The organism is Euzebya pacifica, from assembly GCF_003344865.1.
GTDB lineage: Bacteria > Actinomycetota > Nitriliruptoria > Euzebyales > Euzebyaceae > Euzebya > Euzebya pacifica.
The window spans coordinates 4,105,407-4,127,628 of sequence record NZ_CP031165.1 but is presented as its reverse complement, the minus strand read 5'-3'; the positions used below and the strand labels follow the sequence as shown (position 1 = coordinate 4,127,628).

19 protein-coding genes are annotated in these 22,222 nt (G+C 73.0%); 9 read left to right on the top strand and 10 right to left on the bottom strand.

Going from position 1 to position 22,222, the window contains the following annotated elements; translation table 11 throughout:
* Window positions 1–33: 33 nt before the first annotated feature.
* Entirely contained in the window at window positions 34–1,419 is a 1,386-nt protein-coding gene (locus DVS28_RS28545) for a Kelch repeat-containing protein (protein WP_164710700.1), read from the bottom strand.
* 54 nt (window positions 1,420–1,473) lie between these two features.
* On the opposite strand from DVS28_RS28545, the gene DVS28_RS17680 reads away from it, so the two are divergent.
* The 4 genes from DVS28_RS17680 (at window position 1,474) to DVS28_RS17665 (ending at window position 6,065) form a co-directional block, all read left to right on the top strand.
* Entirely contained in the window at window positions 1,474–2,100 is a 627-nt protein-coding gene (locus DVS28_RS17680) for a histidine phosphatase family protein (RefSeq protein WP_114592641.1), read from the top strand.
* Between the two features lie 161 nt (window positions 2,101–2,261).
* A complete protein-coding gene (locus tag DVS28_RS17675) occupies window positions 2,262–2,615 on the top strand; it encodes a hypothetical protein (RefSeq protein WP_114592640.1) in 354 nt (117 codons plus the stop codon).
* Window positions 2,616–2,739: 124 nt separating this feature from the next.
* The gene (locus DVS28_RS17670; protein WP_114592639.1) at window positions 2,740–3,525 is read left to right on the top strand and encodes an ABC transporter ATP-binding protein; all 786 of its coding nucleotides are present in this window, start codon (window positions 2,740–2,742) and stop codon (window positions 3,523–3,525) included.
* Complete coding sequence (locus DVS28_RS17665; protein WP_114592638.1) at window positions 3,522–6,065, top strand: ABC transporter permease; 2,544 nt, start codon at window positions 3,522–3,524, stop codon at window positions 6,063–6,065. The genes DVS28_RS17670 and DVS28_RS17665 overlap by 4 nt, the downstream gene beginning before the upstream one ends.
* A gap of 25 nt (window positions 6,066–6,090) precedes the next feature.
* Here the strand turns inward: DVS28_RS17665 and DVS28_RS17660 are convergent, their stop codons facing one another.
* Both DVS28_RS17660 and DVS28_RS17655 read right to left on the bottom strand, forming a co-directional pair.
* The gene (locus tag DVS28_RS17660; RefSeq protein WP_114592637.1) at window positions 6,091–7,299 is read right to left on the bottom strand and encodes a hypothetical protein; all 1,209 of its coding nucleotides are present in this window, start codon (window positions 7,297–7,299) and stop codon (window positions 6,091–6,093) included.
* 3 nt (window positions 7,300–7,302) lie between these two features.
* Window positions 7,303–8,085: an SDR family oxidoreductase gene (locus DVS28_RS17655; protein WP_114592636.1), complete on the bottom strand. Its 783-nt coding sequence runs from the start codon at window positions 8,083–8,085 to the stop codon at window positions 7,303–7,305.
* 184 nt (window positions 8,086–8,269) lie between these two features.
* Here DVS28_RS17655 and DVS28_RS17650 point away from each other — a divergent pair, with 184 nt between their 5' ends.
* Window positions 8,270–10,294 carry a hypothetical protein gene (locus DVS28_RS17650; RefSeq protein WP_114592635.1) on the top strand — a complete coding sequence of 675 codons (2,025 nt, stop codon included), beginning with the start codon at window positions 8,270–8,272 and terminating at the stop codon, window positions 10,292–10,294.
* Window positions 10,295–10,448: 154 nt separating this feature from the next.
* On the opposite strand, the gene DVS28_RS17645 is transcribed toward DVS28_RS17650, so the two are convergent.
* From DVS28_RS17645 to DVS28_RS17625, 5 genes are all read right to left on the bottom strand, one after another.
* Entirely contained in the window at window positions 10,449–11,456 is a 1,008-nt protein-coding gene (locus DVS28_RS17645) for an MBL fold metallo-hydrolase (protein WP_114592634.1), read from the bottom strand.
* 9 nt (window positions 11,457–11,465) lie between these two features.
* Window positions 11,466–11,996, bottom strand: a complete 531-nt coding sequence (locus tag DVS28_RS17640) for an ACT domain-containing protein (RefSeq protein WP_164710699.1) — start codon at window positions 11,994–11,996, stop codon at window positions 11,466–11,468.
* A gap of 137 nt (window positions 11,997–12,133) precedes the next feature.
* Entirely contained in the window at window positions 12,134–13,237 is a 1,104-nt protein-coding gene (locus tag DVS28_RS17635; protein ID WP_164710698.1) for a CapA family protein, read from the bottom strand.
* Between the two features lie 41 nt (window positions 13,238–13,278).
* Window positions 13,279–13,551 (bottom strand): MoaD/ThiS family protein, encoded by a 273-nt coding sequence (locus DVS28_RS28540; protein ID WP_164710697.1) that lies wholly within the window; start codon window positions 13,549–13,551, stop codon window positions 13,279–13,281.
* Between the two features lie 5 nt (window positions 13,552–13,556).
* Entirely contained in the window at window positions 13,557–14,603 is a 1,047-nt protein-coding gene (locus tag DVS28_RS17625) for a WD40/YVTN/BNR-like repeat-containing protein (RefSeq protein ID WP_164710696.1), read from the bottom strand.
* Window positions 14,604–14,660: 57 nt separating this feature from the next.
* Between DVS28_RS17625 and DVS28_RS17620 the strand changes: the two genes are divergently transcribed.
* Window positions 14,661–15,674, top strand: coding sequence for an NADP-dependent oxidoreductase (locus DVS28_RS17620; protein WP_114592630.1), 1,014 nt, complete (start codon window positions 14,661–14,663; stop codon window positions 15,672–15,674).
* A gap of 199 nt (window positions 15,675–15,873) precedes the next feature.
* Here DVS28_RS17620 and DVS28_RS17615 read toward each other — a convergent pair whose 3' ends face one another.
* Both DVS28_RS17615 and DVS28_RS17610 read right to left on the bottom strand, forming a co-directional pair.
* On the bottom strand, window positions 15,874–16,536 hold the full coding sequence (locus DVS28_RS17615; RefSeq protein ID WP_245973554.1) for a response regulator: 663 nt from the start codon (window positions 16,534–16,536) through the stop codon (window positions 15,874–15,876).
* Window positions 16,533–17,963: a sensor histidine kinase gene (locus DVS28_RS17610; RefSeq protein ID WP_114592629.1), complete on the bottom strand. Its 1,431-nt coding sequence runs from the start codon at window positions 17,961–17,963 to the stop codon at window positions 16,533–16,535. Before DVS28_RS17610 ends, DVS28_RS17615 begins: the two co-directional genes overlap by 4 nt.
* A 113-nt stretch (window positions 17,964–18,076) precedes the next feature.
* On the opposite strand from DVS28_RS17610, the gene DVS28_RS17605 reads away from it, so the two are divergent.
* The 3 genes from DVS28_RS17605 to DVS28_RS17595 all read left to right on the top strand — a co-directional run bounded on the left by DVS28_RS17605 (window position 18,077) and on the right by DVS28_RS17595 (window position 22,201).
* Complete coding sequence (locus DVS28_RS17605) at window positions 18,077–19,036, top strand: ABC transporter ATP-binding protein (RefSeq protein ID WP_114594245.1); 960 nt, start codon at window positions 18,077–18,079, stop codon at window positions 19,034–19,036.
* Entirely contained in the window at window positions 19,033–20,253 is a 1,221-nt protein-coding gene (locus DVS28_RS17600; RefSeq protein ID WP_114592628.1) for an ABC transporter permease, read from the top strand. The genes DVS28_RS17605 and DVS28_RS17600 overlap by 4 nt, the downstream gene beginning before the upstream one ends.
* Window positions 20,254–20,419: 166 nt before the next feature.
* The gene (locus DVS28_RS17595) at window positions 20,420–22,201 is read left to right on the top strand and encodes an ATP-binding protein (RefSeq protein ID WP_114592627.1); all 1,782 of its coding nucleotides are present in this window, start codon (window positions 20,420–20,422) and stop codon (window positions 22,199–22,201) included.
* The last annotated feature ends 21 nt before the right edge of the window (window positions 22,202–22,222 follow it).

Genomic DNA, 22,222 nt, shown 5'->3' with positions numbered 1-22,222 from the left:
CCCCGTCAGCACCCGCAGGGCCAAGGGGGTCGGTCAGCCGGGCCAGCCCAGCGGTGGGCGCCAGATGGCGACGTCGACGGTGGGGCCGGCCTCGGTGTAGCCGCCCCAGATGACGAACGCGGTGCCCGTCCAGGCGGCGACGGCGTGGACGCGCGGACGGTCGACGTCCAGCACCTCCCAGGCGTAGCCGGCCGGGTCCCACGAGAGGAACACCGAGGAGGCGTAGCCGCCGTACAACAACGTCCGTTCGCCGGCTGATGCGGTGGCCCAGCCGTACAGCGACGTCCGCGGATCATCGGCGCCCGGCAGGGGATCGAGGGGCTCCCAGCTGCGCACGTTCGGACGGATGGAGCCGAACCACGGGGCCATGTCCGCGGTCTGGCCAGCCACGACCAGGTCGCCGCGTGAGGTCCAGGTTCCGGTGCGAGGGGACACCAGCCCCGGGAACGGGACGACCCGCCAGCCGTCGTCGGAGGGGTCGAACACGGCCGCGAACGACGACGCCCGCTCTCGCCCGCCCCAGACCAGCACCGTCCCGTCGTTGCGCATCGCCGTTGCCTGCAGGTCGATCACCCGGGTGTCCGGCCGGCGTCCGCCCCCGTCCCCCGGCAGGGTGTCGTCCAGGGTCAGCGGCGGCAGCATGCGCCACGTCCTGGAGGCCCAGTCGAGCACAGCCCCACCGACGGCCGGCTGGACGGTCCCGGGCGCCTGGCCCCGGGGCGGGCGGGTCGCCCACACCAGCACGAGCTCGGCCCTCGTCCACGCCACGGCGTCCACGGTCGGCACGGCAGCGGGTGGGTCAGGGACGTCCTCCCACGTACCGGCGACCGGATCCAGCAGGTCGACGCGTGCGCAGGGAAGCGGTGCATCGCAGGACGGCGCGCGCCCGACGACGGCGATGCGCTGCATCCACTCCCCAGCTGGATCCCGCAGGTCGGTGACCGGGCCGTCGAGGAACCCCTCGACCAGCACCACGTGCCGGCCGTCCGCCCGTCCGTCGGGGTGCGACGGCAACGTTCGCCACGACTGGCCCCACGGGTCGAACGCCGCGACCTCGTCCTCGAACCCGACGACGAGCTGGTCACCGGTCCACACGCCGAGGTGAACCGCCGGCACCTCGATCGGCGCATCCGGCAGGTCGGTCAACCACGTCCCGGTCACCCGCGGCACCGACGCGTCGATGGCGGGTGGTCGCCTCGGGCCCTGGGACGGCGCCTCGAACGGGGTCGGTGTGGCCGTCGCGGTCGCCTCGGGTGTCGCCTCGGCTGTGGCGGTCGCTGACGCCGCGGTCGGTCCCGGCAGCGCGGCCATCCCGTCGGTGGCGTCGGATCGGGCCAGCCAGCCCACCACCGCCACGACCAGCAGTCCGACGACCACGCCCGTCACGGGGCGGCGACCAGCCGGCTCCTGCCCTCCCACGCGGCCGAGCCTACGCCGGGCGCCGGACCCGTGGCACCCGATATCGTGCCGGCCATGCGCCAGACCATGCCTCCCAGCACGACCGTTCGTCCCGCGTTCGTCCTCGTGCTGAGCGTCGTCCTGTCCCTCGTCCTCCTCGGCACCTGTTCGGTGGTCGGCCACGACGAGACCGCCAGCGACGTCGACCCGCTCCTGCTGCACCAGCTGCGCGAGGGCCACACGGTCCTGCTGTTCCGCCACGCCCTCACCGACCGCTCGGTCAGCGACCTGGACCCGACCGCCCGCGGAACCTGCGAGCAGCAGCGGAACCTCTCCGCCGACGGCATCGAGCAGGCCCACCACATCGGCCGCCGGCTGCGTGCCCTCGACATCCCCGTCGGGCGGACCTTCGCCAGCCCGTTCTGCCGGACCGTCGACACCGCCGAGGCCATGACGGGGGAAGCGACCACGACCGACGCGTTCCTCAGCCTCACCGCCGCGCTCGACGCCGCCGGGGCCGACGCGATCACCGAAGCCGGCCGGGCGCTGATCGCCGAACAGCTGCAGTCCCCGGACGTCACCGTCGTGGTCACCCACACCCAGAACATCGAGGCTCTCGCGGGGGTCACCGTGGGGGAGGGAGACGCCGTCGTGGTCGATGCCAGCGGCCTCGTCGGGGTCGTCCATGCCGACGAGTGGTGACCAGCCGACCGAGCGTCACCGGTCCCGTCGTGAGGTCCGGCTCACCCTCCGGAGGCTCGTGACACGGGCCGTCAGGCTCACGTAAGCTGCCGACGGGACGAGCCAGCGTCCCACGTGTGTTCGACCCACATCGACACGCACACCGTCTGAGGGGACACCAAATGCACGAGTACACGCTGAAGCCCATCGGCGACGCCGGCGCGCCAGCGGTGTGGGGTGAGATCGTCACCCTGCTCGCGGCTCGGGCGGGGTCCTTCGCCCCCGGCCCGCTGCTCGGGTCCGGCAACCCGAGCAACGCCCTCGAGCTGTCCGACGGCGCCACCGTCGTCGGCGTGCAGGTGCTGCTGTGGGGGCCGGAGCTGATCGTCTTCCGGCTGCCCCGCACGCCGCTGCCCGGCCCCGAGCTGGAGCTGACGCTCGTCACCGGCCTCCCCGGGGACGAGGTGACCAGCCGCACACCGATGGCGGTCTTCGAGCATCCGACCCGTCTCGGCGCCACCAGCCGCGTGGCCTGAACCCGGCCGGCCGCATCCGCCGGCTCGGGGACATCCCCCACGACTGCCCCTGAGGTGGCGGTCGGGGGCCCACGAGGGAGATCACCGATACACGTGGTTGCCGTCGCGGCGGATCGTGTCGTGCATGACCAACACCCCGCTCGCCGAGCTCCCCGCCCCACCCACCACCGCCCCCCTCGAACCCGCCCTGCGGGCGCGAGGGTTGACCAAGGTCCACGGCACCGGCGACACCGCCGTCACCGCGCTCGACGCCGTCTCCGTCGACATCGCCGCTGGCCGCTTCACCGCCGTCATGGGGCCGTCGGGCTCCGGCAAGTCCACGCTGATGCACCTGCTCGCCGGCCTCGACACCCCGACGGAGGGAACGGTCACGCTCGGCGACACCCGCCTCGACACCCTCGGCGACAGCCAGCTGACCCGGCTGCGTCGCGACCGCATCGGGTTCGTCTTCCAGTCCTTCAACCTGCTGCCGACACTCACCGCCCGCGAGAACATCGTCCTGCCACTGCGGCTGGCCGGCCAGCGCACCGACGACCCCTGGATCGACGAGGTGACCGACGCCGTCGGCCTGCGGGACCGGCTGGACCACCGCCCGGCCGAGCTCTCGGGTGGCCAGCGGCAACGGGTCGCGATCGCCCGGGCGCTGGCGACCCGTCCCGACGTGATCTTCGGCGACGAACCCACGGGCAACCTCGACTCCTCCAGCGGCGCCGACGTGCTGGCGTTCCTGTCCCGGGCCGTCCGCGAGCTCGGCCAGACCGTGGTCATGGTCACCCACGACCCGGTCGCCGCCGCCTGGGCCGACACCGTCCTGTTCCTCGCCGACGGCCGGCTGGTCGACCGCATCACCAACCCCACCGCTGACCAGGTCCTGGACCGCATGAAGGCCTTCGGGGAGGTGACGGCGTGATCGCGGTCACCCTCCAGCAGCTCTGGGCCCGCAAACGCCGTCTGGTCGGCACGGGCCTGGCCGTCGTGTTCGGCATCGCGTTCCTGTCCGGCACGATGGTCCTGTCCGACACGATGCGCGCCGGCTTCGAGACCATGTTCGGGCAGGCCAACGCCGGCATCGACGCCGTGGTCCGCGGCGAGGCAACCATCGGCGCAGAGATGGGCGGCCAGACCGCCCAGGTCGACGCCGCCCTCCTCGACGACATCCGGGCGGTCGACGGCGTCGCCACCGCAGCCGCCGAGGTCGAGGGCATCGCCCAGGTCGTCGCCGACGACGGGACCGCCATCGGCGGCGACGGGCCACCGACCCTCGGGCTCGGCTGGATCGACGACCCCACCCTCAGCAGCTACGAGCTGGTCGAGGGCCGTGCCCCGGTCGGGCCGGGCGAGGTCGCCATCGACACGGCCACCGCCGACCGTGGTGGCCTGGTGATCGGCGACACCACCGTCGTGCGCACCCCCGCACCGGTCGACGTCACCGTCGTCGGCCTTGTCGACCTCGCCGGCGGCACCCCCGCGGACGGCCCCACCTTCACCCTGTTCGATCCCACGGAGGCCGGCAGCCTGCTGCTGGGCCGCACCGACGTCGTCACCCGCATCCTCGTCGCCGCCGATCCGGGGGTCGAGGAGCAGGTCCTCGTCGACCGGATCGAGCCGTTGCTGCCCGACGGCACCGAGGCGTTGACCGGCACCGCCCTCAACGCCGAGCTCGTCGACGACATCGGCGCGGACTTCCTCGACTTCTTCGAGCGCATGTTGCTCGTGTTCGCCGGCATCGCGCTGCTCGTCGCCACGTTCAGCATCTTCAACACCTTCTCCATCACCACCGCCCAGCGCACCCAGCAGTCCGCGCTGCTTCGGACCCTCGGCGCAACCCGGCGCCAGGTCCTCGGCGCGACCATGCTGGAGGCGTCGGTCGTCGGGGTGGTCGCCTCGGCCGTCGGGCTGCTGGCCGGGCTGGCCCTGGCCACCGGGCTGACGTTGTTCATGTCGGCGCGGGGTTGGATCGTCGACACCGGCGGCCCCGTCGTCCTCGGCGACACCGTGACCGCGGCCATGGTCGTCGGCCTGGTCGTGACCGTCGTCGCCGGCGTCGTACCCGCCATCCGTGCGTCGGCCGTCGCGCCCCTCGAGGCGTTGCGCAGCGCCGAGATCGACCGCTCCGACACCTCCCTGGTCCGTGCCATCGGTGGGGCCCTGCTGACCGCCGTCGGGCTCGGGCTGCTGGTCGTGGCGCCCGACGTCGGCGACCCGCTGCTGCCGATGGCCAGTGGTGCCGTGGCAACCCTGGTCGGCGTCGTGGTCCTCGGGCCCGTCGTGGCGCGACCCGCGACGGGACTGCTGGGTTCGGCGCTCCTCCGGCTGCGCGGCGGGACCGGGGCGCTCGCCCGCGAGAACGCCATGCGCAACCCACGCCGGACCGCCGCGACCGCCTCGGCCCTCATGGTCGGTGTGGCGGTGGTCACCCTCTTCACCGTGGTCGGCTCGTCGGTCCGGGCAACCCTCGACACCGAGATCCGCCGGACGTTCGGTGGCGACCTGGTCGTCATGGCCGACGGGTTCTCCGGCAGCGGCCTGGACCCGGCGCTCGCCCCCGCGCTGCAGGCCGACCCGGCGATCGACCGGACCCTCGCGCTCGGGTTGGGAGTCGGCCTGGTCGACGGCGAGGAACTCGTCTTCAGCGTCGCCGACCCGGCGGCCGTGCAGGAGCTCGGTGGCCTCGTGGTCACCGCCGGCGACCTGGCCGACGTCGACCGCAACGGCATCGCCGTCTCGGCCGAACGCGCCGCGGAGGCGGGTCTGACCGTCGGTGACTCGGTCACCATCGCCTTCGTCGACGGGGCCGAGGAGGTCCTGACCGTCGGGGCGCTGTTCGAGGCCGGTCCCGGCGACGGCCTGTCCACCCACCTCGTCGCCACCGAGACCTACGCACCGCACGCCATCCAGCGCGCCGACACCACCATCCGCATCCTGCTGGCCGACGGGGTGTCGGTGGCCGACGGCCGCGCGGCGGTCGAGGCGATCACGTCGACGCACGGCTCCCCCGTCGTCCTGGACCGCGACGAGTTCTCCGCACAGGTGTCCAGCGACATCGACGGGGTGCTGGCCTTCGTCTACGGCCTGCTGGCCCTCGCCATCGTCATCGCCTCCATGGGCATCGCCAACGCCCTGTCGTTGTCGGTCCACGAGCGGGTCCGCGAGATCGGCCTGCTGCGTGCCGTCGGGCAGACCCGCCGCCAGCTGCGGGGCATGGTCCGCTGGGAGTCGGTACTCGTCGCGGTCTTCGGGACCGTCGGCGGCCTGGGGCTGGGCAGCCTCATCGCCTGGGCGGCCATCCGCACCACGGCCGCGTCGGAGGGCATCGGCACGTTCGCCCTGCCGACCACCCAGCTGGCGATCGTCCTGGCCCTGGGTGCGACGGTCGGCATCCTGGCGGCGGTCCGTCCGGCCCGCCGAGCGGCTCGCGTGCAGGTGCTGACCGCCATCGCGACGGAGTGACCCCTCGTGCTCGGCGGCAGCCGTCCTACGGGACCGGGTGGAACAGCGGGTGGTGGCGCAGGACGAACGCCTGCTGCTCGCTGATCGCCAGGGCGTCGGTGTCGTGGAACATCAGGTTGTCCCCATCGGGGCACTCCTCGGCATCGACGAACCCGTCGGCCCCGTCGCCCAGGCTGCCGTCGAACGCCTCGGCGACGCACTCGGGGGTGTCGTCGAAGGTGTCGAAGGCATCGCCCTCGGCCTCGGTCGTGTGGGGCAGCCCCATCAGGTGGCCGGCCTCGTGCCACACGGTCGCGGCCAGGTCGGTCACGTCCCGCGAGCCGTCGGCGATCATCAGCACGCACGATGTCGACAGCCCGGGCAGGATCGTGGCGCCCGGCAGCCCAGCCGCGTTGCCCTCGGTCTCGCCCTCGGTGTCGTCGGGGTCGACCACCCGGTCGACGATGGCGAACGCCAGCCGGCGGCTGGGCCCGTCCCCGGTGTCCAGCGACCCGCACAGCTCGCGCTGCGCGGCGTCGTTGCCGCTGGACGGCAGCTCGATGTCGGCGAACGCCTCGGTCACCGCCGGGTCGGCGTCGACGAACGCCAGGTCGCCGACCGCCAGCCCGTGGGCGCCGAGGATCGTGTCGCCGGCGTTGCGGTAGACGATCGCCAGCTCCTCGCGTTCGGCCTGGCTGGCGTCGGCGAACGCGAACGAGGCGACGTGGAAGGTGACGTCGACCACCTGGTCGCTGGCCAGCGGCCCGCGCTTCAGGACCGCCTGCGCCGACTCGAGGCCGGCGTCGCTGTCCACGACGAAGGTCCACTCGCCGGGCTGGAGGGGGTCGGCGTCGAACAGCGGCAGCAGGACGGCGGTGTCGCCGACGTTGGACGGCTGCAGCTCCAGCGGCGCGTCGACCAGCGTCCCGTCGGGGGCGATGATCGCGTCGACGAACACCTCGTCGTCGGGCCCCTGCCCACGGGCGACGAACAGCAGGCTGACCTCGTCGGCGGCGACGTCGACCACCACCTCACCCGACCCGTCCACCTCCAGCTCGACGATGCGCAGGTCGTCGGTCGGCGATGCCGGCTCCTCGACTGCGGGTTCCTCGGATTCCTCGGATTCCGCGGATGCGAGGTCCTCTTCGGGCGCGTCGGCCTCGAGCTCGGCAGACGGTTGCGGCGGGTCCTCGGCCCCTGTGCAGGCCCCCGCCAGCAGCCCCAGGACGAGGAGCAGCGCGAGGGCCCGCCGCACGACCTAGTCCTCGCTCAGGATGTGGCGCTGCAGCTTGCGCATGCCGCCCAGCCACCGCTCGCGGTCGTTGGCCCGGTTCTGCTCGTACTGCTCGACCTCGGGATGGGGGAGGATCAGGAAGCGGTCCTCGGCGATGGCCTCGGCCACCGCGTCGGCGATCTCCGACGGCTCCTTCACCCCGAGCGCGGCCAGCTTCTGCCCGCCGGGGATGTCCTTGAGGTCGTCCAGCAGGGGAGTGGACACGAACTGCGGGCACAGCGCCGAGACCGTGATGCCCTTGTCGGCGTGGGTGATCGACACCCACTCGGCCAGCGACACGACCGCGTGCTTGGTCACCGAGTACGGCGCCGAGCCGAGGCTGGTCAGCAGGCCGGCGGCGCTGGCGGTGTGCAGGACGTACCCGCCGCCACGCTCGATGGCGCGGGGCAGCCATGCCCGCAGCGCCCAGACGTGGGCCATCACGTTGACCCGCCAGATCGTGTCCCACGTCTCGTCGGTGGTGTCGGTGACGTCGGTGCCGGTGGCGATGCCGGCGTTGAGGACCAGCAGGTCGATCGGACCGACCGTGGCCTCGGCCTCGTCGATCATGGCCTCGTTGGCCTCGGCGCTGCCGACGTCGGCGGTCAGGGCGACCCCGCCGATCTCGTCGGCGACCGCCTGTGCGGCCTCCGCGTTCATGTCGGCGACCACGACGGTGGCGCCGTCGGCCGCGAACCGCCGGCACATGGCCGCGCCGATCCCGCTGCCGCCGCCCGTGACCAGTACTCGCTTCTCGTTCGTCTCCATGGTGGGTGAGCCTACTCCCGGGGCAGGTGCGAACCGCCAGCCGGAGGGGACCCGGACCACCAAGCCGAGACGCGGTCTCGTGTCCTCCACGAGCCCTCGAGGACGCCTCGTGACTCGTGTGGCTGATGGGGCAGATGTGGCCAGTGTTGACGTCAGCGTTGTTCTGAGGTTCAGTGGAGTCACTATGGCCGATCCCTTCCCCACGGCCCTGCAGCGGATCAGCGATGAACGCTGGGTGACGCTGGACGTCGTCACGCGAGAGCGTGGACGGCTCGTTGCGCGTGTCGCAGAGGCGCCTGACCTTGCCGCCGTCGTGCGCTGGAGCGCCGACGAGGACTACGACCGTCACCTCCGCCAGCTGCTGGCCTCCCCACCGCCGGACTCCGGTCCCGGCATCCACATCACGTGGCCCACCGACCTCCTCCACGACCTCGACGCCCGCGTCGTCGGGTACCTCGCGCCGCGGATCACCGGGCGGTCCACGTTCCCGCTGGCGGACTTCCTCGATCCCACCCGGCGGGCCGAGATCGCGCCCATGGCGACGCGGCGACACCAGCTGCGGGTGGCCCGCAACATCGCCACCGCCATCGCCGCGCTGCACCACGCCGGTCACGGTCGTGTGCGAGGCCGGCACCTGCGCCTGGACGACCGCGCCCGCGTGATCGTCGTCCGCAGCGACGAGCTGGTCTCCGCCGCCGACGACGGCACCATCGCCGACGACGAACGGCGGCTCGGCTATCTCATCCAGCGGCTCGTCGGTGGACGGCCGTGGACCTCGGGCGGCCAGCTGGGCGTCCTTCTCGCCCGTGACGCCGGGCGCAGCCGCACCTCTGCCGAGACGTGGTTCCACGCCCTGCGTGACGCCGAACGCAACCTGCCCGAGCAGCGCGTGGCCGCCAGCCCGGCCGTCGGCAGCGACACCCAGGCCGAGGAGCGGATGGCCACCCCGTCGGACCTGGCCAGCGCCCTCCGTGCCGCCGAGGAGGCCAAGCGGTCCGCCGCCTCCACCCCTCCCTGGGCTCGGGGCCAGTCGTCCGGTCCTGCCTCCACGGGTCCGGCTGCGCCGTCGGCCCCCCGCAAGCCGATCGTCATCCGCGTCCCCGACGACGACGGCATCGACCGTCCGTCCCCGGACCGGCCCATCCCCATCGACTCGCGGATCTCCACGGACCTGCCGATCGCCTCCTCGCCTCGGGTGCGGTACGTCGGCACCAACACCCAGCGCGCCGACGAGCCGGCCCCACCACCCCGGCGTGTCGGGAAACGGGCCACCGGCGGGGATTCGCCGACACGCGGCGACGACTCGCCCCCCTCCAACGCGATGCGTGTCGCCGAACCGGCCACCAGCCGCAGCTCGGCGACACACCTCGGGGTCGAGGCGACCACGACGACCGTCCGGACCACCCGGCGGCCGGTGGTCGAACCCGCGTCGCACCGGGCCCAGACCCTGACCATGCCGACGGTGGACACGCGCAACACCGGCACCGACGCCAACCCCGGGATCAACCCCGAACCACGGGGGAGGAGGGGACTCCGGCGCCCGGCGTCCGGACGGATCGGGACCGCATCGGCCGCGGTCGTGACCCCCACCCCCGCCGCCGTCGCGCCCACACCGAAACCGAAGCCCGACGTGCGGGGTCGGCCGGCCCGGTCGGGGGAGACCTTCTCCACCGGCGTGGCCCGAGCCATCTTCACCATCGCGTTCGCCCTGCTGCTCGGCGGCGCGGCCAGCGTGGCCCCGTTCGCGGCGTTCATCGCCGGCGCCACCGTCGTGTTCACCCGGGCCGCCGTCGACACCGGTCAGCGCAAGGCGACCATGGGCCGCGGCCAGCAGGTGGCCATCACGGCCAGCCGGCTGCTGCCGTTCGCCACCGGCGGGATCGCCTTGGCGGCGTTCATCCTCCTCGACCTGCTGCTCGTCCTCGGCCTGGTGATGGCCATCGCGCAGCGGGTGTTCGAGTACGGCCCCGGCTTCACCCTGACGTGGATCCTGGACCTGCCCGAGGTGCCCGTGCTGGTTCGCTGGTTCGCCTTCGTGGTGGCCGGCGCGACGGGCCTGTCGACCGGCGGTGGCGTCCACGACAGCCTGAGGGCCCGCACCGGCGGACGACGGATGCTGGCCACCCCCGCATTCGCGCTGGCCATCGCGGTCGGCTTCGTCGTGCTGGACGCCGGCGTCGTCTGGTGGCCCCTCCCGATGATCGGTTGATCACCGGGGTCGGCTGACCTTCGGGGCCTGCTGACTCGCTCGGGCTCGGACCCCGGGCGGGGGTCAGACTCGGGCGACCGGCGGGGGTCAGACCCGGGCGACCGCGGGGTCAGGCGCGGGTGACCGCGGGGTCAGGCGCGGGTGACCGCGACGGTCAGACCCGGGTGAAGGTGATCGTGCCGTCGACCACCCGGCGGGTCACGGTCCCGCGCACGGCCAGCAGCTCGAGGTGCGCGGCGGTCTCCCAGACCGCCAGCGTCTGGTTGAACGCGTTCAGCTCCTCGAACGGGGTCTCCCGGCGGGTCCAGCCGATCCGGCTGGCGGCGGTGAAGGCCGAGGACCCGTCCTCCGACAGCGCCGCCCGGCAGGCGTCCAGGCGGACGTCGTGGTGGGCGGTCAGCTCGTCGACCCGGCCGACCAGGTCGGTGAAGACCTCCCCGTGGGCCGGCAGGACCAGCTCGACGTCCAGCGCGGCCACGCGGGCCTGGGACTCCAGGAAGTCCACCAGCGCCAGCGGGTTGGTGTGGGGCTCGAAGCCGATGGACGGGGTGATGTGGGGCAGCACGTGGTCGCCGGAGAACAGGATCTTCCGGTCGCCGTGCAGGAAGCAGAGGTGGCCGCGGGTGTGGCCGGGCGTCAGGATCGCCGTCAGCTGACCGTCCGCCAGCGGGGCCTGCTCGCCATCGGCCACCCAGCGACCCGGAGGCTGCCAAGTCAGCGGCTCCTTCACCGCACCGTCGCTGGCCCGCCCCTTCTCGGCGAGCTCGACCGCCCCGTGGGCCTCCAGCTGGTCCAGCCGCTCCCGGCGGGACTCCACCGGGTCGGTGACGAGGATGGAGAAGCTCTCCTTCTCCTCCTCGCCCAGCCAGTACTCGCCGGCACCGGCGCGACGCAGCTCGTCGGCCTGCCCGAGGTGGTCGTAGTGCATGTGGGTGATCAGCATGCGGTGCACGTCACCCAGCTCGGCGCCGGCGACCGCGAGGCCACGGTCGATGGCCGCCCGCGCCTCGGGGCCGTTCCAGCCCGAGTCGACCAGCGTCACCCCGTCGCCGTCCTCGATCATGTACACGTTGACCGCTCGCAGCCCGTCGTTGGGCAGCGGGACGGGCACCCGGTGGATTCCGGGCGCCACGGTCTCGACCTCGGGGTCACTCCACACCATCGGCTCTGCTCAGGCTCCTCCGGCGATTGCCGCCGCTCGTTCGCACACCGCGAGCACCTGCTTGGCCCGCTGGATCTCCGCGTCGAGGAACTTGTACTCGCGTCTGAGCACCAGCACCCCCGAGGCGACCCGCAGGGCCAGCATGCGGCGGTCCTTCTTCGACGGCCACTCCGACTCGGGCAGGATCTCCGCCGACGCCGCGCGCAGCAGCCCACCCATCAGCGTGGCCAGCCCGTCCTCGACCGGCATGGCCCCGCTCATGAGCGTGTCGATCCCGGTGGCCAGCCGGGCCGTGGCGTCGCCGGGCACACCCCGGGACATGCCGGCGTGGACCACCCGGACCCCGTGCATCGCCTCCAGCGCCGACACGAGGGCTGCGACGTCGGAGGTGACAACCCACAGGTCGTCGATGACCGTCTCCTCGACGGTCTCCACGACCTCGACCGCCTGGATGTCCCCGCCGGTCTCGGCGATCGCGCCGGCAAGGGTCGCCAACATGCCCGGCACGTCGGGGATCTGGCAGCGCAGCAGGATCTCCATCGGCCCGAAGCCTGCCACGCCCGTGTGACAGAACCGAGTCGGTGGTCCCGCCCGGTCCGTGACCAGCGCCTCCGTCGCGGAAGGCGAGGGCCTGCGGCGATCGTTGGCGCGGGCCCCACTGCGAGGGGCGCCGGGGCCTACTGCGTGGGCGTGGGCGGCGGGGACAGCGGCACGCCGAGGTGGCCGAGGGTCCGGGTGGCCGAGGCGCCGAGGGTCCCACCGTCCTCGGGCCGGGCGGGCACCACGGCGTACCCGTCGGTCACCCACGTCGGCTGGGCCGTCAGCGCCTCGACGTACCAGCCGTCGCGGTCCTCCGCGAACGACAGGCTGACGATGGCCCCGTCCCGGCGGGTCACGCTCTGCCGTTGGCCGGACAGGAAGTTGCCCAGCCCGTAGACGACCGGCCGGTCGCTGATCCACTCGACCGGCTGCACGACATGGGCGTGGTGGCCGATCAACGCGTCGACCTCGCCGCCAGTCATCAGCAGCGCGGCGACGTTGCGCTGGAAGGACGACGGGGCGTGCTGGTACTCGTTGCCCCAGTGCAGGCTGACGACGACGACATCGGCGCCGGCGGCCCGCAGCTCACGGACCCGGTCGAGGATCGCCGCCGGGTCGATGCGGGTGACCGACCACTCGTGCCCACCGGGCGCCGGCAGCCCGTTCAGCCCGTAGGTGGCCGACAGGAACCCGACCGACACGCCCTCCACGGTGTACAGGACCGGGGCCAGCGAGTCGGCCTCGGTGCGGTACATGCCCCGGTGCGCCACCCCGGCGGCGTCCAGCGCGTCGAGGGTCTGCACCAGCCCCGGCCACCCCTGGTCCGCGGAGTGGTTGGACGCCGTCGAGCAGATGTCCCACCCCGCCCCGGCGATCCCCGTGGCCAGCTGCGCCGGGGCGTTGAACCGCGGATAGCTGGAGTAGGGCCCGTCGGGGTCCAGCGGCACCTCCAGATGGCACAGGCCGACGTCGGCTGCCGACAGATGCGGCGCGACGGCCGCCAGCTGTGGCCCGAAGTCGAACGAGCCGTCGGGCCGGGCGGCGGCCGTCCGGACCGGCGTGTGGATCAGCAGGTCGCCGGTGGCCGCAAGGGTGAAGGAGCGGTACGGCGTGGCGGGCCGCCGGGCGTAGTACTCCGGCGTGTCCCGCTCGGGTGGCTGGGCGCCCACGGGACCCGCCGACAGCAACGCCGGCAGGAGGCCCAGCAGCAGGACGAGCACGACGGCCCGCCGTGCGGTCAAGAGCCCTGCCCTGACCACCCCTGTCCGCGCCAGTCCTGCCCTCACCCGCCGGACACCGCGGGGAGGATGGCGAGCTCGTCACCGTCGGCGAGGGCCAGCTCGTCGTCCAGCCGGGTGGTCGCCCCGTTGTGGACGCACAGGACGTGGCGCCGCAGGTGGCCGTCCTCGTCGAACAGCCGCACGGTCAGCGTCGGGTGCTGGCGGCACAGGTCCTCGACCGCCTCCCGGACCGTCGTCCCGTTGACCGACACCTCGCGCACCCCACCGATCGCCGGGCGGAGCACCCCGGGGAGCCGGACCGTCGTGCTGGCCACCGCGACTACAGGACCGCGACGGCGTGGATGCGCGGGAACGTGCCGGGCAGCTCGTGCCACGAGTCGCCGGCGTCGTCGGTGGCCCACAGCCGGCCGCCGGTCGTGCCGGCGTACACCCCGCCGTCGCCGTCGACCGCCATCGCCCCGCGCAGGACCGTGTCGTAGGTCGGCTCGTCGGGCCAGCCCACCCCGGAGGCCTGCCAGGACTCGCCACCATCGGTCGAGCGGTACGCCGCGAAGCGCCCCTCCACCGGGGTGCGGTTGACGTCGGCCTCCAGCGGCACGACGAACAGGGCCCCCGAGCCCGGATCGCGCACGATGGGGAAGCCGAAGTTGGCCGGCAAGCCCTGCTCGATCCGCTGCCACGAGTCGGCGCCGTCGGTGGTGCGGTACACCCCCGAGTGGTCCTGCCGCCAGATCGTGTCGGGATCGTCGGGGTCGGCCACGACGGCATGCACGCACGTGCCGATGCCGTCGTCGGCGCCGTCGGGGTCCACCCCCTCCACCCCGCGGTTGGCCGGCTGGAAGGACGCGCCGCCGTCGTCGCTGCGGAGCACCCCGATCGAGGAGGCCGCCGCCCAGATGCGCTGGTCGTCGGTCAGCACCCGGTGCAGGCACATGCCGCCGGCGCCGGGGATCCACTTCGGGCGGGTCGGATGGGTGTTGTAGGCCTCGACCGGCTGCCAGGTCTCGCCGTCGTCGTCGCTGGTGAACAAGCCGGCCTGGGCGACGCCGCACCAGATCCGCCCGGTCGGGTCGGTGGAGAAGTGCCAGATCCGCTCGACCTTCGGGTCGGTCCCCGTCGGGTCCTCAGCCGGGAAGGCTGGGCCGTCGACGACCTGGGTCCACTCCTGCAGGTCCGTCGAGCGGTGCACCCCGGGGCCGAACCAGCCCGAGGCGGTCCCGGCGAGGTAGGTCCCCGAGGCCGTCGTGCCGAAGGCGGTCACCTGCCATCCCGTGAAGAACGGCCCCTCGACCGTCCAGCTGCGGCGGTCGTCGCTGCGCAGCAACCACCCGCCCTTGTCCGTCCCCACTCCGAGCGTTGTCCCCATGGGCGGCATCCTAACGCCGGGGTGCGACAGGCGGCAGGGGGTCTAGGCTCGCCGGTCATGAGCACCCCCGAGACCAACCGGGTGTGGCGCCTGACCGAGCGCCCCACCGCCGCCTTCTCTCCCGACGAGCACGTCGAGCTCGCCACCGCGTCGGTGCCCGAGCCGGCCGACGGCCAGGCGCTGGTCCGGGTCACCCACCTGTCGCTGGACCCGACCATCCGCGGCTGGATGCAGCAGGACACCTACCTGCCGGCCATCGGGATCGGTGAGGTCGTCCGCTCCATGGGCATCGGCGAGGTCGTCGCCTCGAAGTCCGACAAGTACCCGGTCGGCGCGCTCGTCAGCGGGCTGACCGGCTGGCAGGAGTACGTCCTCGCCGAGGAGCGCGGCGCCGGCGCGCTGCAGATCCTCCCCGAGGGCACCGACCCGCTGGTCGCCATCTCCCTGTTCGGCCCGACCGGCCTGGCCGCCTACTTCGGCCTGCTGCGCGTCGGTGAGCTGAAGGAGGGCGACACCGTCCTGGTCAGCGGTGCAGCGGGTGCGACCGGCTCGGTCGTCGGGCAGATCGCCAAGCTCAAGGGCTGTCGCGTCATCGGCACCGCCGGTGGGCCGGAGAAGTGCGCCTACGTCGTCGACGAGCTCGGGTTCGACGAGTGCGTGGACTACAAGGCCGACGACGTCGCCAAGACGCTGCGGTCGGCCATCGGCCCCGACGGCGTCGACGTCTACTTCGACAACGTCGGCGGCCCGCTGCTGGAGATGGCGCTGTCCAACCTGGCGCTGCACGCCCGCATCGTCATCTGCGGCGCGATCTCGCAGTACGACGGTGCGGCGCCCAAGGGGCCGCGCAACTACTCCAACCTCATCGTCAAGCGCGCGAAGATGGAGGGCTTCCTCATCTTCGACTACGCCAAGGACCACCCCCAGGCCTTCGCCGACCTCGGCCAGTGGGCCGCGGAGGGCAAGGTCAACGCCAAGGTCGACCTCGAGCACGGCATCGAGGCCGTGCCGACGGCCTTCACCAAGCTGTTCACCGGCGGCAACGTCGGCAAGAACGCCGTGGCCCTGTAGCCCGCGGCGCCTGCCGCACCGCTCCGGCCGCTCCGGCCGCCCCGAGCGAGATGTGCAGCTCGGCCGGCCGCCCGGCCAACCGGCACAGCTCGGCGGCACGGTGGTGCAGGTCGACCGGTGGCTCGGCCAAGGTGCACATTCCGAGGCCGGCCCGGCCGGCGGGGCCAGACCGGGCCGACGGCCACCCGGCCGAGCTGGGTCAGGTCACGCCGTGTTCGTGGGCCCAGACGACCGCCTGGACGCGGTCGCGGACGCCGAGCTTGTCGAACACCCGTGACACGTGGGTCTTGACGGTGGCCTCGCCCACGATCAGCACGTCGGCGATCTCGGCGTTGGACCGGCCGGTCGCCAGCAGGCCGAGCACCTCGCGTTCGCGGTCGGTGAGCAGGTCCAGCGCCGGGTCGTGTTCGGCGGGTGCCGGCCCGTCGGCGAACGCCTGGATCAGCCGCCGGGTGATGGAGGGGGACAGCAGGGAGTCGCCCGCCGCGACCACCCGCACCGCATCGATGAGCTGGGCGGGCGGGGCGTTCTTGAGCAGGAACCCGCTGGCGCCCTGCCGCAGCGCCCGGAAGACGTAGTCGTCGCGCTCGAACGTGGTCAGGACGACCACCTTGGGCGGGTCGGGCAGCTCGCCGATGGCCTCGGTGGCGGCCAGACCGTCCATGACGGGCATCTGGATGTCCATCAGCACCACATGGGGCACGAGGGTGCGGGCCAGCCGCACGCCCTCCCGGCCGTCCCCGCCCTCGCCGACCACGACGATGTCGGGCTCGGACTCGAGGATCATCCGCAGCCCCGACCGGACCAGCTGCTGGTCGTCCACCAGCACCACCTCGATCAGCTCGTCAGCCACGTCGGTCACCGCGTCACCTCCTCCTCAGCGTTGTTCGTGTGCTCGACGTTGTTCGCGTGCGCGATGTTGTTCGTGTGCTCGACGTTGGTCGTGTGCGCGACGCCCGGCTCCGCGGCCGCCGTCTCGGGCCCCGATCGGGGGCCAACTCGTCCATGGGCGACGTGGGCCCCGATCGCGCCGATCGTCGCCGGGCCCGGCCGGTCCTGGACACCGCCGGGGAGGGGGAGGGTCGCCGCGACCCGGTAGCCACCGCGGGGGAGGGGACCCGCCTCGACCCGTCCGCCGAGCATGGCCGCCCGTTCGCGCATCCCGAGCAGCCCGCGACCACCGCCCGGCCCGGCCGGCGTGGCGCCCGTGGGGGCCGGCCCGTTGACCACCTCGACCTGCAGCACGCCGGCGAGGTGGGTCAGCACGACCGTCGTCTCGGCGCCCGGGGCGTGGCGCATCACGTTGGTCAGCGCCTCCTGCACGATCCGGTGGGCCGACAGCCCGACGGAGTCCGGCATCGCCACCGACCGGCCGATCTCACGCAGCTCCACGGGCAACCCGGCGTCGGCCAGCGTGGCCACCAGCGCCGGCAAGCCGTCGAGGGTCGGCTGCGGGGCATCCACCCCGTCCGACGGCGCCTCGCGCAGGATCCCCACCAACCGCTGCAGCTCGTCCACCGCCTGGCGGGCAGAGGCCTCCACGGTGCCGAGCGCCTCGGCGGCCCGCGCGGGGTCCCGGCCCATGACGTGCCTCGCCGCCGCCGCCTGGACGCCCATGACGCTGACGTGGTGGGCCACGACGTCGTGCAGCTCGCGGGCGATCCGAACCCGCTCGGCCACCACGGCCTGCTCGGCCCTCGCCTCGCGTTCGGTGGCCAGCTGGTCGGCGCGGCGGGACAGCTCGGCCCGGTCGATCCGCTGGTGCCGATCGCGGTCGCCCAGCACCCATGCCGCCACGTAGAAGCCGAGGTTCAGGCCGATGCTGAACGTCAGCCCGACCACCGCCTCGAACCCCACCGCCTCGATCTCGCCCGACAGCTGCACGACCAGCGCGACGAAGCCCGTTCCGAGGGCCAGCGCGCGTGCGCCGTTGCGGCGGCGAGCGTCGGCCACGTGGGCACCGGCGGCGTGGATGGCCATGAAGACCGCGACGCTCGAGACCGGTCCCTCGGGCACCTCCAGCAGCCGGAACGCCACGAAGAACAGGCTGACGAACACGCAGACGGCCGCCGGTGCCATCCGCCTGACCAGGATCGGCAGGACGAGGATCACCAGCGTCGTGTAGTCCGCCCACGACGCGATGCGGCTCTGGTCCTCCGGGCCCCCCAGGTCGTGGGCCAGGAACACGCCGAGCAGCCCGAGCAGCAGCATCGCGGCGACCACGCCGACGTCGACCCAGGACGGACGACGTTCGGTGGCGCTCAGCGGCGGGAGGGCAGGGGTGGCCATCGTGGCCGCAGCGTACGTCCCGCCGTCCACCGTCGGCGTCCCCCGACCGATGGACCGCCGGGTCAGCCGTTCGAGGGACGCGCCGCAGGACCGTGCCGCCTAGCGTGCATCCCATGCTCGACATCGACTCCCTCAGCAAGCGCTACGGCGACGTCGTGGCCCTCGACAGCTGCAGCTTCACCGTGCGGCCCGGCCGCATGCTCGGCTTCCTCGGCCGCAACGGCGCAGGCAAGACCACGACGATGCGAGCGGTCTTCGGCCTGGCCAACCCCGACAGCGGCGAGATCCGCTGGGACGGCCACCCCATCACCGCCGCCGACCGGCGTCGCTTCGGCTACATGCCCGAGGAGCGGGGCCTGTACCCCAAGATGTCGCTGACCGACCAGCTGGTCTACTTCGGCCGGCTGCACGGCATGACCGCCGACGAGGCCAAGGCGGCCGCGGACCGCTGGCTGGGCGACCTCGACCTCGGCGACCGCGCCGGCGACCCGTTGGAGGACCTCTCCCAGGGCAACCAGCAGCGTGTCCAGCTGGCCGCGGCGTTGCTGCACGACCCCGAGCTGCTCGTGCTCGACGAGCCGTTCAACGGCCTCGACCCGATCGGTGCCGCCACCATGGCCCGCGTCCTGCGCGAACGGGCTGCCGCAGGGACCGCCGTGATGTTCTCCTCCCACCAGCTGGAGGTCGTGGAGGACCTGTGCGAGGACGTCGCCATCATCGACCGCGGCCGCGTCGTCGTCACCGGTGAGGTCAGGGCGCTGCAGACCGAGTCCCCCTACCGCCGGGTCGAGCTGGACCTCTCCGAGGCGCAGGCCGCCGCGCTGCAGGACCTCGACGGCGTCATCGAGTCCCGCTTCGACGGCCGCCATCACGTCCTCAAGGTCCGTGCCGACGTCGACGTCACCCGCCTGATGACCGGCGTGGGGACCGGGCTCGGCGGCGGACAGCACTTCGTCTACACCACCCCCTCCCTCACCCAGATCTTCACCGAGGCGGTGTCGCCCCCGGATGCCCCGGAGTCGTCGACCGCCCCTGCGTCCAGCAACCACGTCACGATCGGTGGCACCCGATGAGCAGCATGTCCACCCTCCGCCTCGTCATCGGCCGCGAGCTGCGTACCCGCGGTACGTCCAAGGCCTACCTGCTCGGCATGGTCGCCATCCTCGTGGTGCTGAGCGGCGCCATCGTCATCCCGTCGGTCCTCGACGACCAGACCACCTCCGTCGACATCGGCGCCGTCGGCATCGGCAACGACGCGCTCCTCGACCTGACCCGGCAGCTGGTCACCGACCGGGCCGGTGACGACGAGGTCGAGTTCGAGGTGACGACCTACGCCGACGCCGACGCCGCCCGCGTCGGCCTGGCCGACGGCGACGTCAGCATGGTCCTCGTCGAGGGCACCGCCATCCTCCGCGAGAGCTCCAGCGCCTTCTCCAACGACGACCTCGAGCAGCGAGTGCAGGAGGCCGCCGCCACCCTCGCGCTGCAGGACCGGCTGGACGGAAGCGGGGTCGAGCTGGCCGAGATCACCTCGGTGCTGTCCTCGCAGCCGCTGGAGGTGCGGACCGTCCAGGGTGTCGCCGACGCGGAGCAGGACAACGCCCGCAGCTTCATCGCCTACGCCGGCATGATGATGCTGTACATGGCCATCCTGATCTTCGGCGCCTGGACGCTGCAGGGCGTGACGGAGGAGAAGTCCAGCCGGGTCGTGGAGGTCCTGCTGGCCACCGTCGAGCCGTGGCAGCTGCTGGCCGGCAAGGTGATCGGCATCGGCCTGCTCGGGCTGGCGCAGTTCGGCATCACCGTGGCGTGGGCCCTGACGCTCATCCGGGTGACCGGCGCGTTGAACCTGCCGGTGATCCCGGTCGACTCCGCCGTCACGCTGATCGTCTGGTTCGTCCTCGGGTTCGCGCTGTATTCGACCATGTTCGCCACCGCCGGCGCGCTGGTCGGCCGGTCCGAGGACGCCCAGTCGGTGTCGTTCCCCGTGTCGATGACCGCGATCGTCGGGTTCATCGTCTCCTTCCAGGCGCTCAGCGAGCCGTCCGGCGTGCTCGCCAGGGTCACCACGTTCGTGCCCTTCATGTCGCCGTTCGTGGTGCCGATCCGCGTGGCGTTCCAGGAGATCGCGCTGTGGGAGCAGCTGCTCGCCGTCGCCGTCACCATCGGGCTGGTCGTGGTGCTGATCCGCATCGCCGCACGCATCTACGCCGGGGGTGCCCTGCACTTCGCCGGGCGGCTCGGCCTGCGCGCGGCGTGGACCGGCGCCCGCGAGACGTCCCGGTCCTGACCCACCAGGAGCCGCCCCGGCGGTGGACGCCGCCCGGAACAGGATCGACCGGTCTTCGTTGACCCCGCTTTCGGAGCGACTGTAGGGTCCATCGCAAGGGGCATCTGGGCCGTTGCAGACGGCTCGAGGGCAGCGTCGGTGCCCCGGTGGTGAACGGGGAACGGACATGGGCTTCGAGCTCGATCTGTGCAGCCCGATTCGGCTGCGAAACGGACAGCGGGTCGTCGGGGACGAGGAGGTTCGCGGGAGGCGGACGAGGTTGGCGTTGGCCTACCTCGTGCTCGAGCGAGGGCGCGCCGTCCCGACCCACGAGCTGGCAGCGGTCCTCTGGTCGGAGGGGCCACCGCCGTCGTGGCCATCGTCGGTGCGCGAGGTCATCAGCCGTGTTCGTCGGGTGCTCGACCGGCTCGGCGGCGAGGCGTCCATCGTGACGAAGGACCGATGCCTGTGCGTCACCCTTCCGGCCGACACGTCGGTCGACGTGGAGCAGCTGGTCGATGGCCGGGACCACGCCGGCGCGGGGATGACGACATCCGACGGGACGCCCGGGCGACGCTTCCTGCCCGGTGAGGTCGGGCCGTGGGTGGAGGGATGGCGGGCACGCATCGAGGAGGCGCACCGCAACCTCGTGACCGCGGACGGTCGTGCGGCGCTGGAACGCGGTGATGCTGCTGCTGCCGTCGGCATGGGACGGCTGATGCTGCAGCAGGACCCCGACGACGACGCCGCAGCGGACCTCCTGATGCGCGGCCTCGCCGCCCTCGGGCACAGGGCGGAGGCGCTGCGCACCTACGAACGACACCGGCGACGCCTGGCGGACGAGCTCGGCATCGACCCCTCCCCGGTGCTGCAGGCCCTGCACCTGGAGCTCCTCGGGGCGGGGGCCCACGTCCCGTCCACTTCCCGGACGCAACCCCCACCCGGGCGGTCGGGCCCGGCGCCGGTCGTGGCGGCCCCGACCGACCTCGTCCTGGATGCGGAGGCGGTTGCGACGGCGCTGGGCATCGACAGCTGCCTGCCGTTGCTGGGACGTGCCGGGGTCCTGCGCCGTGTGTCGGAGGCGCTGGAGGAGGGACACCCGGTCGTGGTGACGGGTGAGAGCCGGAGCGGCAAGACGCGCCTCCTCGCCGAGCTCATGGCCGACGAGCGGATGTCGACCTCCTACGTCCGGTGTGGCCTGCACGGGACGACTCGGGTGGACGTGGCGGGCCGCGCTCGGACGACCGTCCACGGGGCGGGTCCCCGGACGTGGTTGGTCGACGACGTCCAGTGGATCGACGACCGCACCCACCAGCTCGTGCTCGACGCCGTTCGCAGCGGCGTCAGGGTGGTCGCCACGGCATGCCGGGACGAGCCGACGAGGGTGCTGACGGACTTCCTCGGGGAGCTGCACCGGTCGGCGACGGTCCGGACGGTCGAGCTCGAACCGATCAGCGCCGACGTCATGGCGTCGATCGTGCCGGCGTGCGGGGACGCCGACCACCGTGCGCAGGCCTTACACCTGTCCGGCGGCAACGTGGGCTACCTGATCGACCTCCTGCGCGAACCGGGGGACCCGCACGGTCCACCGCCGGAGTCGATCAGGACGATCGCATCCAGCCGCATCGATCGCCTGCCGGAGGACGCCAAGCGCCTGCTGGATGTCGCCGCGGTCGCCGGCGACTCCTTCCTGCTGTCGCAGGTGGCGCCGGCTGCCGGGCAGTGCGCGCCGGACGACTGGTACCCGCCCGCCGACGCGCTCGTCGACCACGGCCTGCTCCGGGTCGTGGATCCGGCGGAGGGGCTGCTCGCGTTCCGCCATCCGGTCGTGCGGCGGGTGGTCCTGCACGAGATCGGCCCGTTGATGGCCCACCGACACCGGGCCCGGCTCGACGCGACCAACGCCCCACCAACGATCCACCTGGACCGCCAACGCGTGTCCAACGGCAGGCCCACAGCCGTCTCCTAGCGTCCCGCTCGTCGCCCGGAC

Coding starts and splice junctions, on each gene's coding strand:
- DVS28_RS17605 (WP_114594245.1), top strand. CDS start 18,077: ATGCTCGACATCGACTCCCTCAGCAAGCGCTACGGCGACGTCGTGGCC.
- DVS28_RS17655 (WP_114592636.1), bottom strand. CDS start 8,085: ATGGAGACGAACGAGAAGCGAGTACTGGTCACGGGCGGCGGCAGCGGG.
- DVS28_RS17600 (WP_114592628.1), top strand. CDS start 19,033: ATGAGCAGCATGTCCACCCTCCGCCTCGTCATCGGCCGCGAGCTGCGT.
- DVS28_RS17650 (WP_114592635.1), top strand. CDS start 8,270: ATGGCCGATCCCTTCCCCACGGCCCTGCAGCGGATCAGCGATGAACGC.
- DVS28_RS17670 (WP_114592639.1), top strand. CDS start 2,740: ATGACCAACACCCCGCTCGCCGAGCTCCCCGCCCCACCCACCACCGCC.
- DVS28_RS17595 (WP_114592627.1), top strand. CDS start 20,420: ATGGGCTTCGAGCTCGATCTGTGCAGCCCGATTCGGCTGCGAAACGGA.
- DVS28_RS17620 (WP_114592630.1), top strand. CDS start 14,661: ATGAGCACCCCCGAGACCAACCGGGTGTGGCGCCTGACCGAGCGCCCC.
- DVS28_RS17680 (WP_114592641.1), top strand. CDS start 1,474: ATGCGCCAGACCATGCCTCCCAGCACGACCGTTCGTCCCGCGTTCGTC.
- DVS28_RS17625 (WP_164710696.1), bottom strand. CDS start 14,603: ATGGGGACAACGCTCGGAGTGGGGACGGACAAGGGCGGGTGGTTGCTG.
- DVS28_RS17610 (WP_114592629.1), bottom strand. CDS start 17,963: ATGGCCACCCCTGCCCTCCCGCCGCTGAGCGCCACCGAACGTCGTCCG.
- DVS28_RS17640 (WP_164710699.1), bottom strand. CDS start 11,996: ATGGAGATCCTGCTGCGCTGCCAGATCCCCGACGTGCCGGGCATGTTG.
- DVS28_RS17675 (WP_114592640.1), top strand. CDS start 2,262: ATGCACGAGTACACGCTGAAGCCCATCGGCGACGCCGGCGCGCCAGCG.
- DVS28_RS17645 (WP_114592634.1), bottom strand. CDS start 11,456: ATGGTGTGGAGTGACCCCGAGGTCGAGACCGTGGCGCCCGGAATCCAC.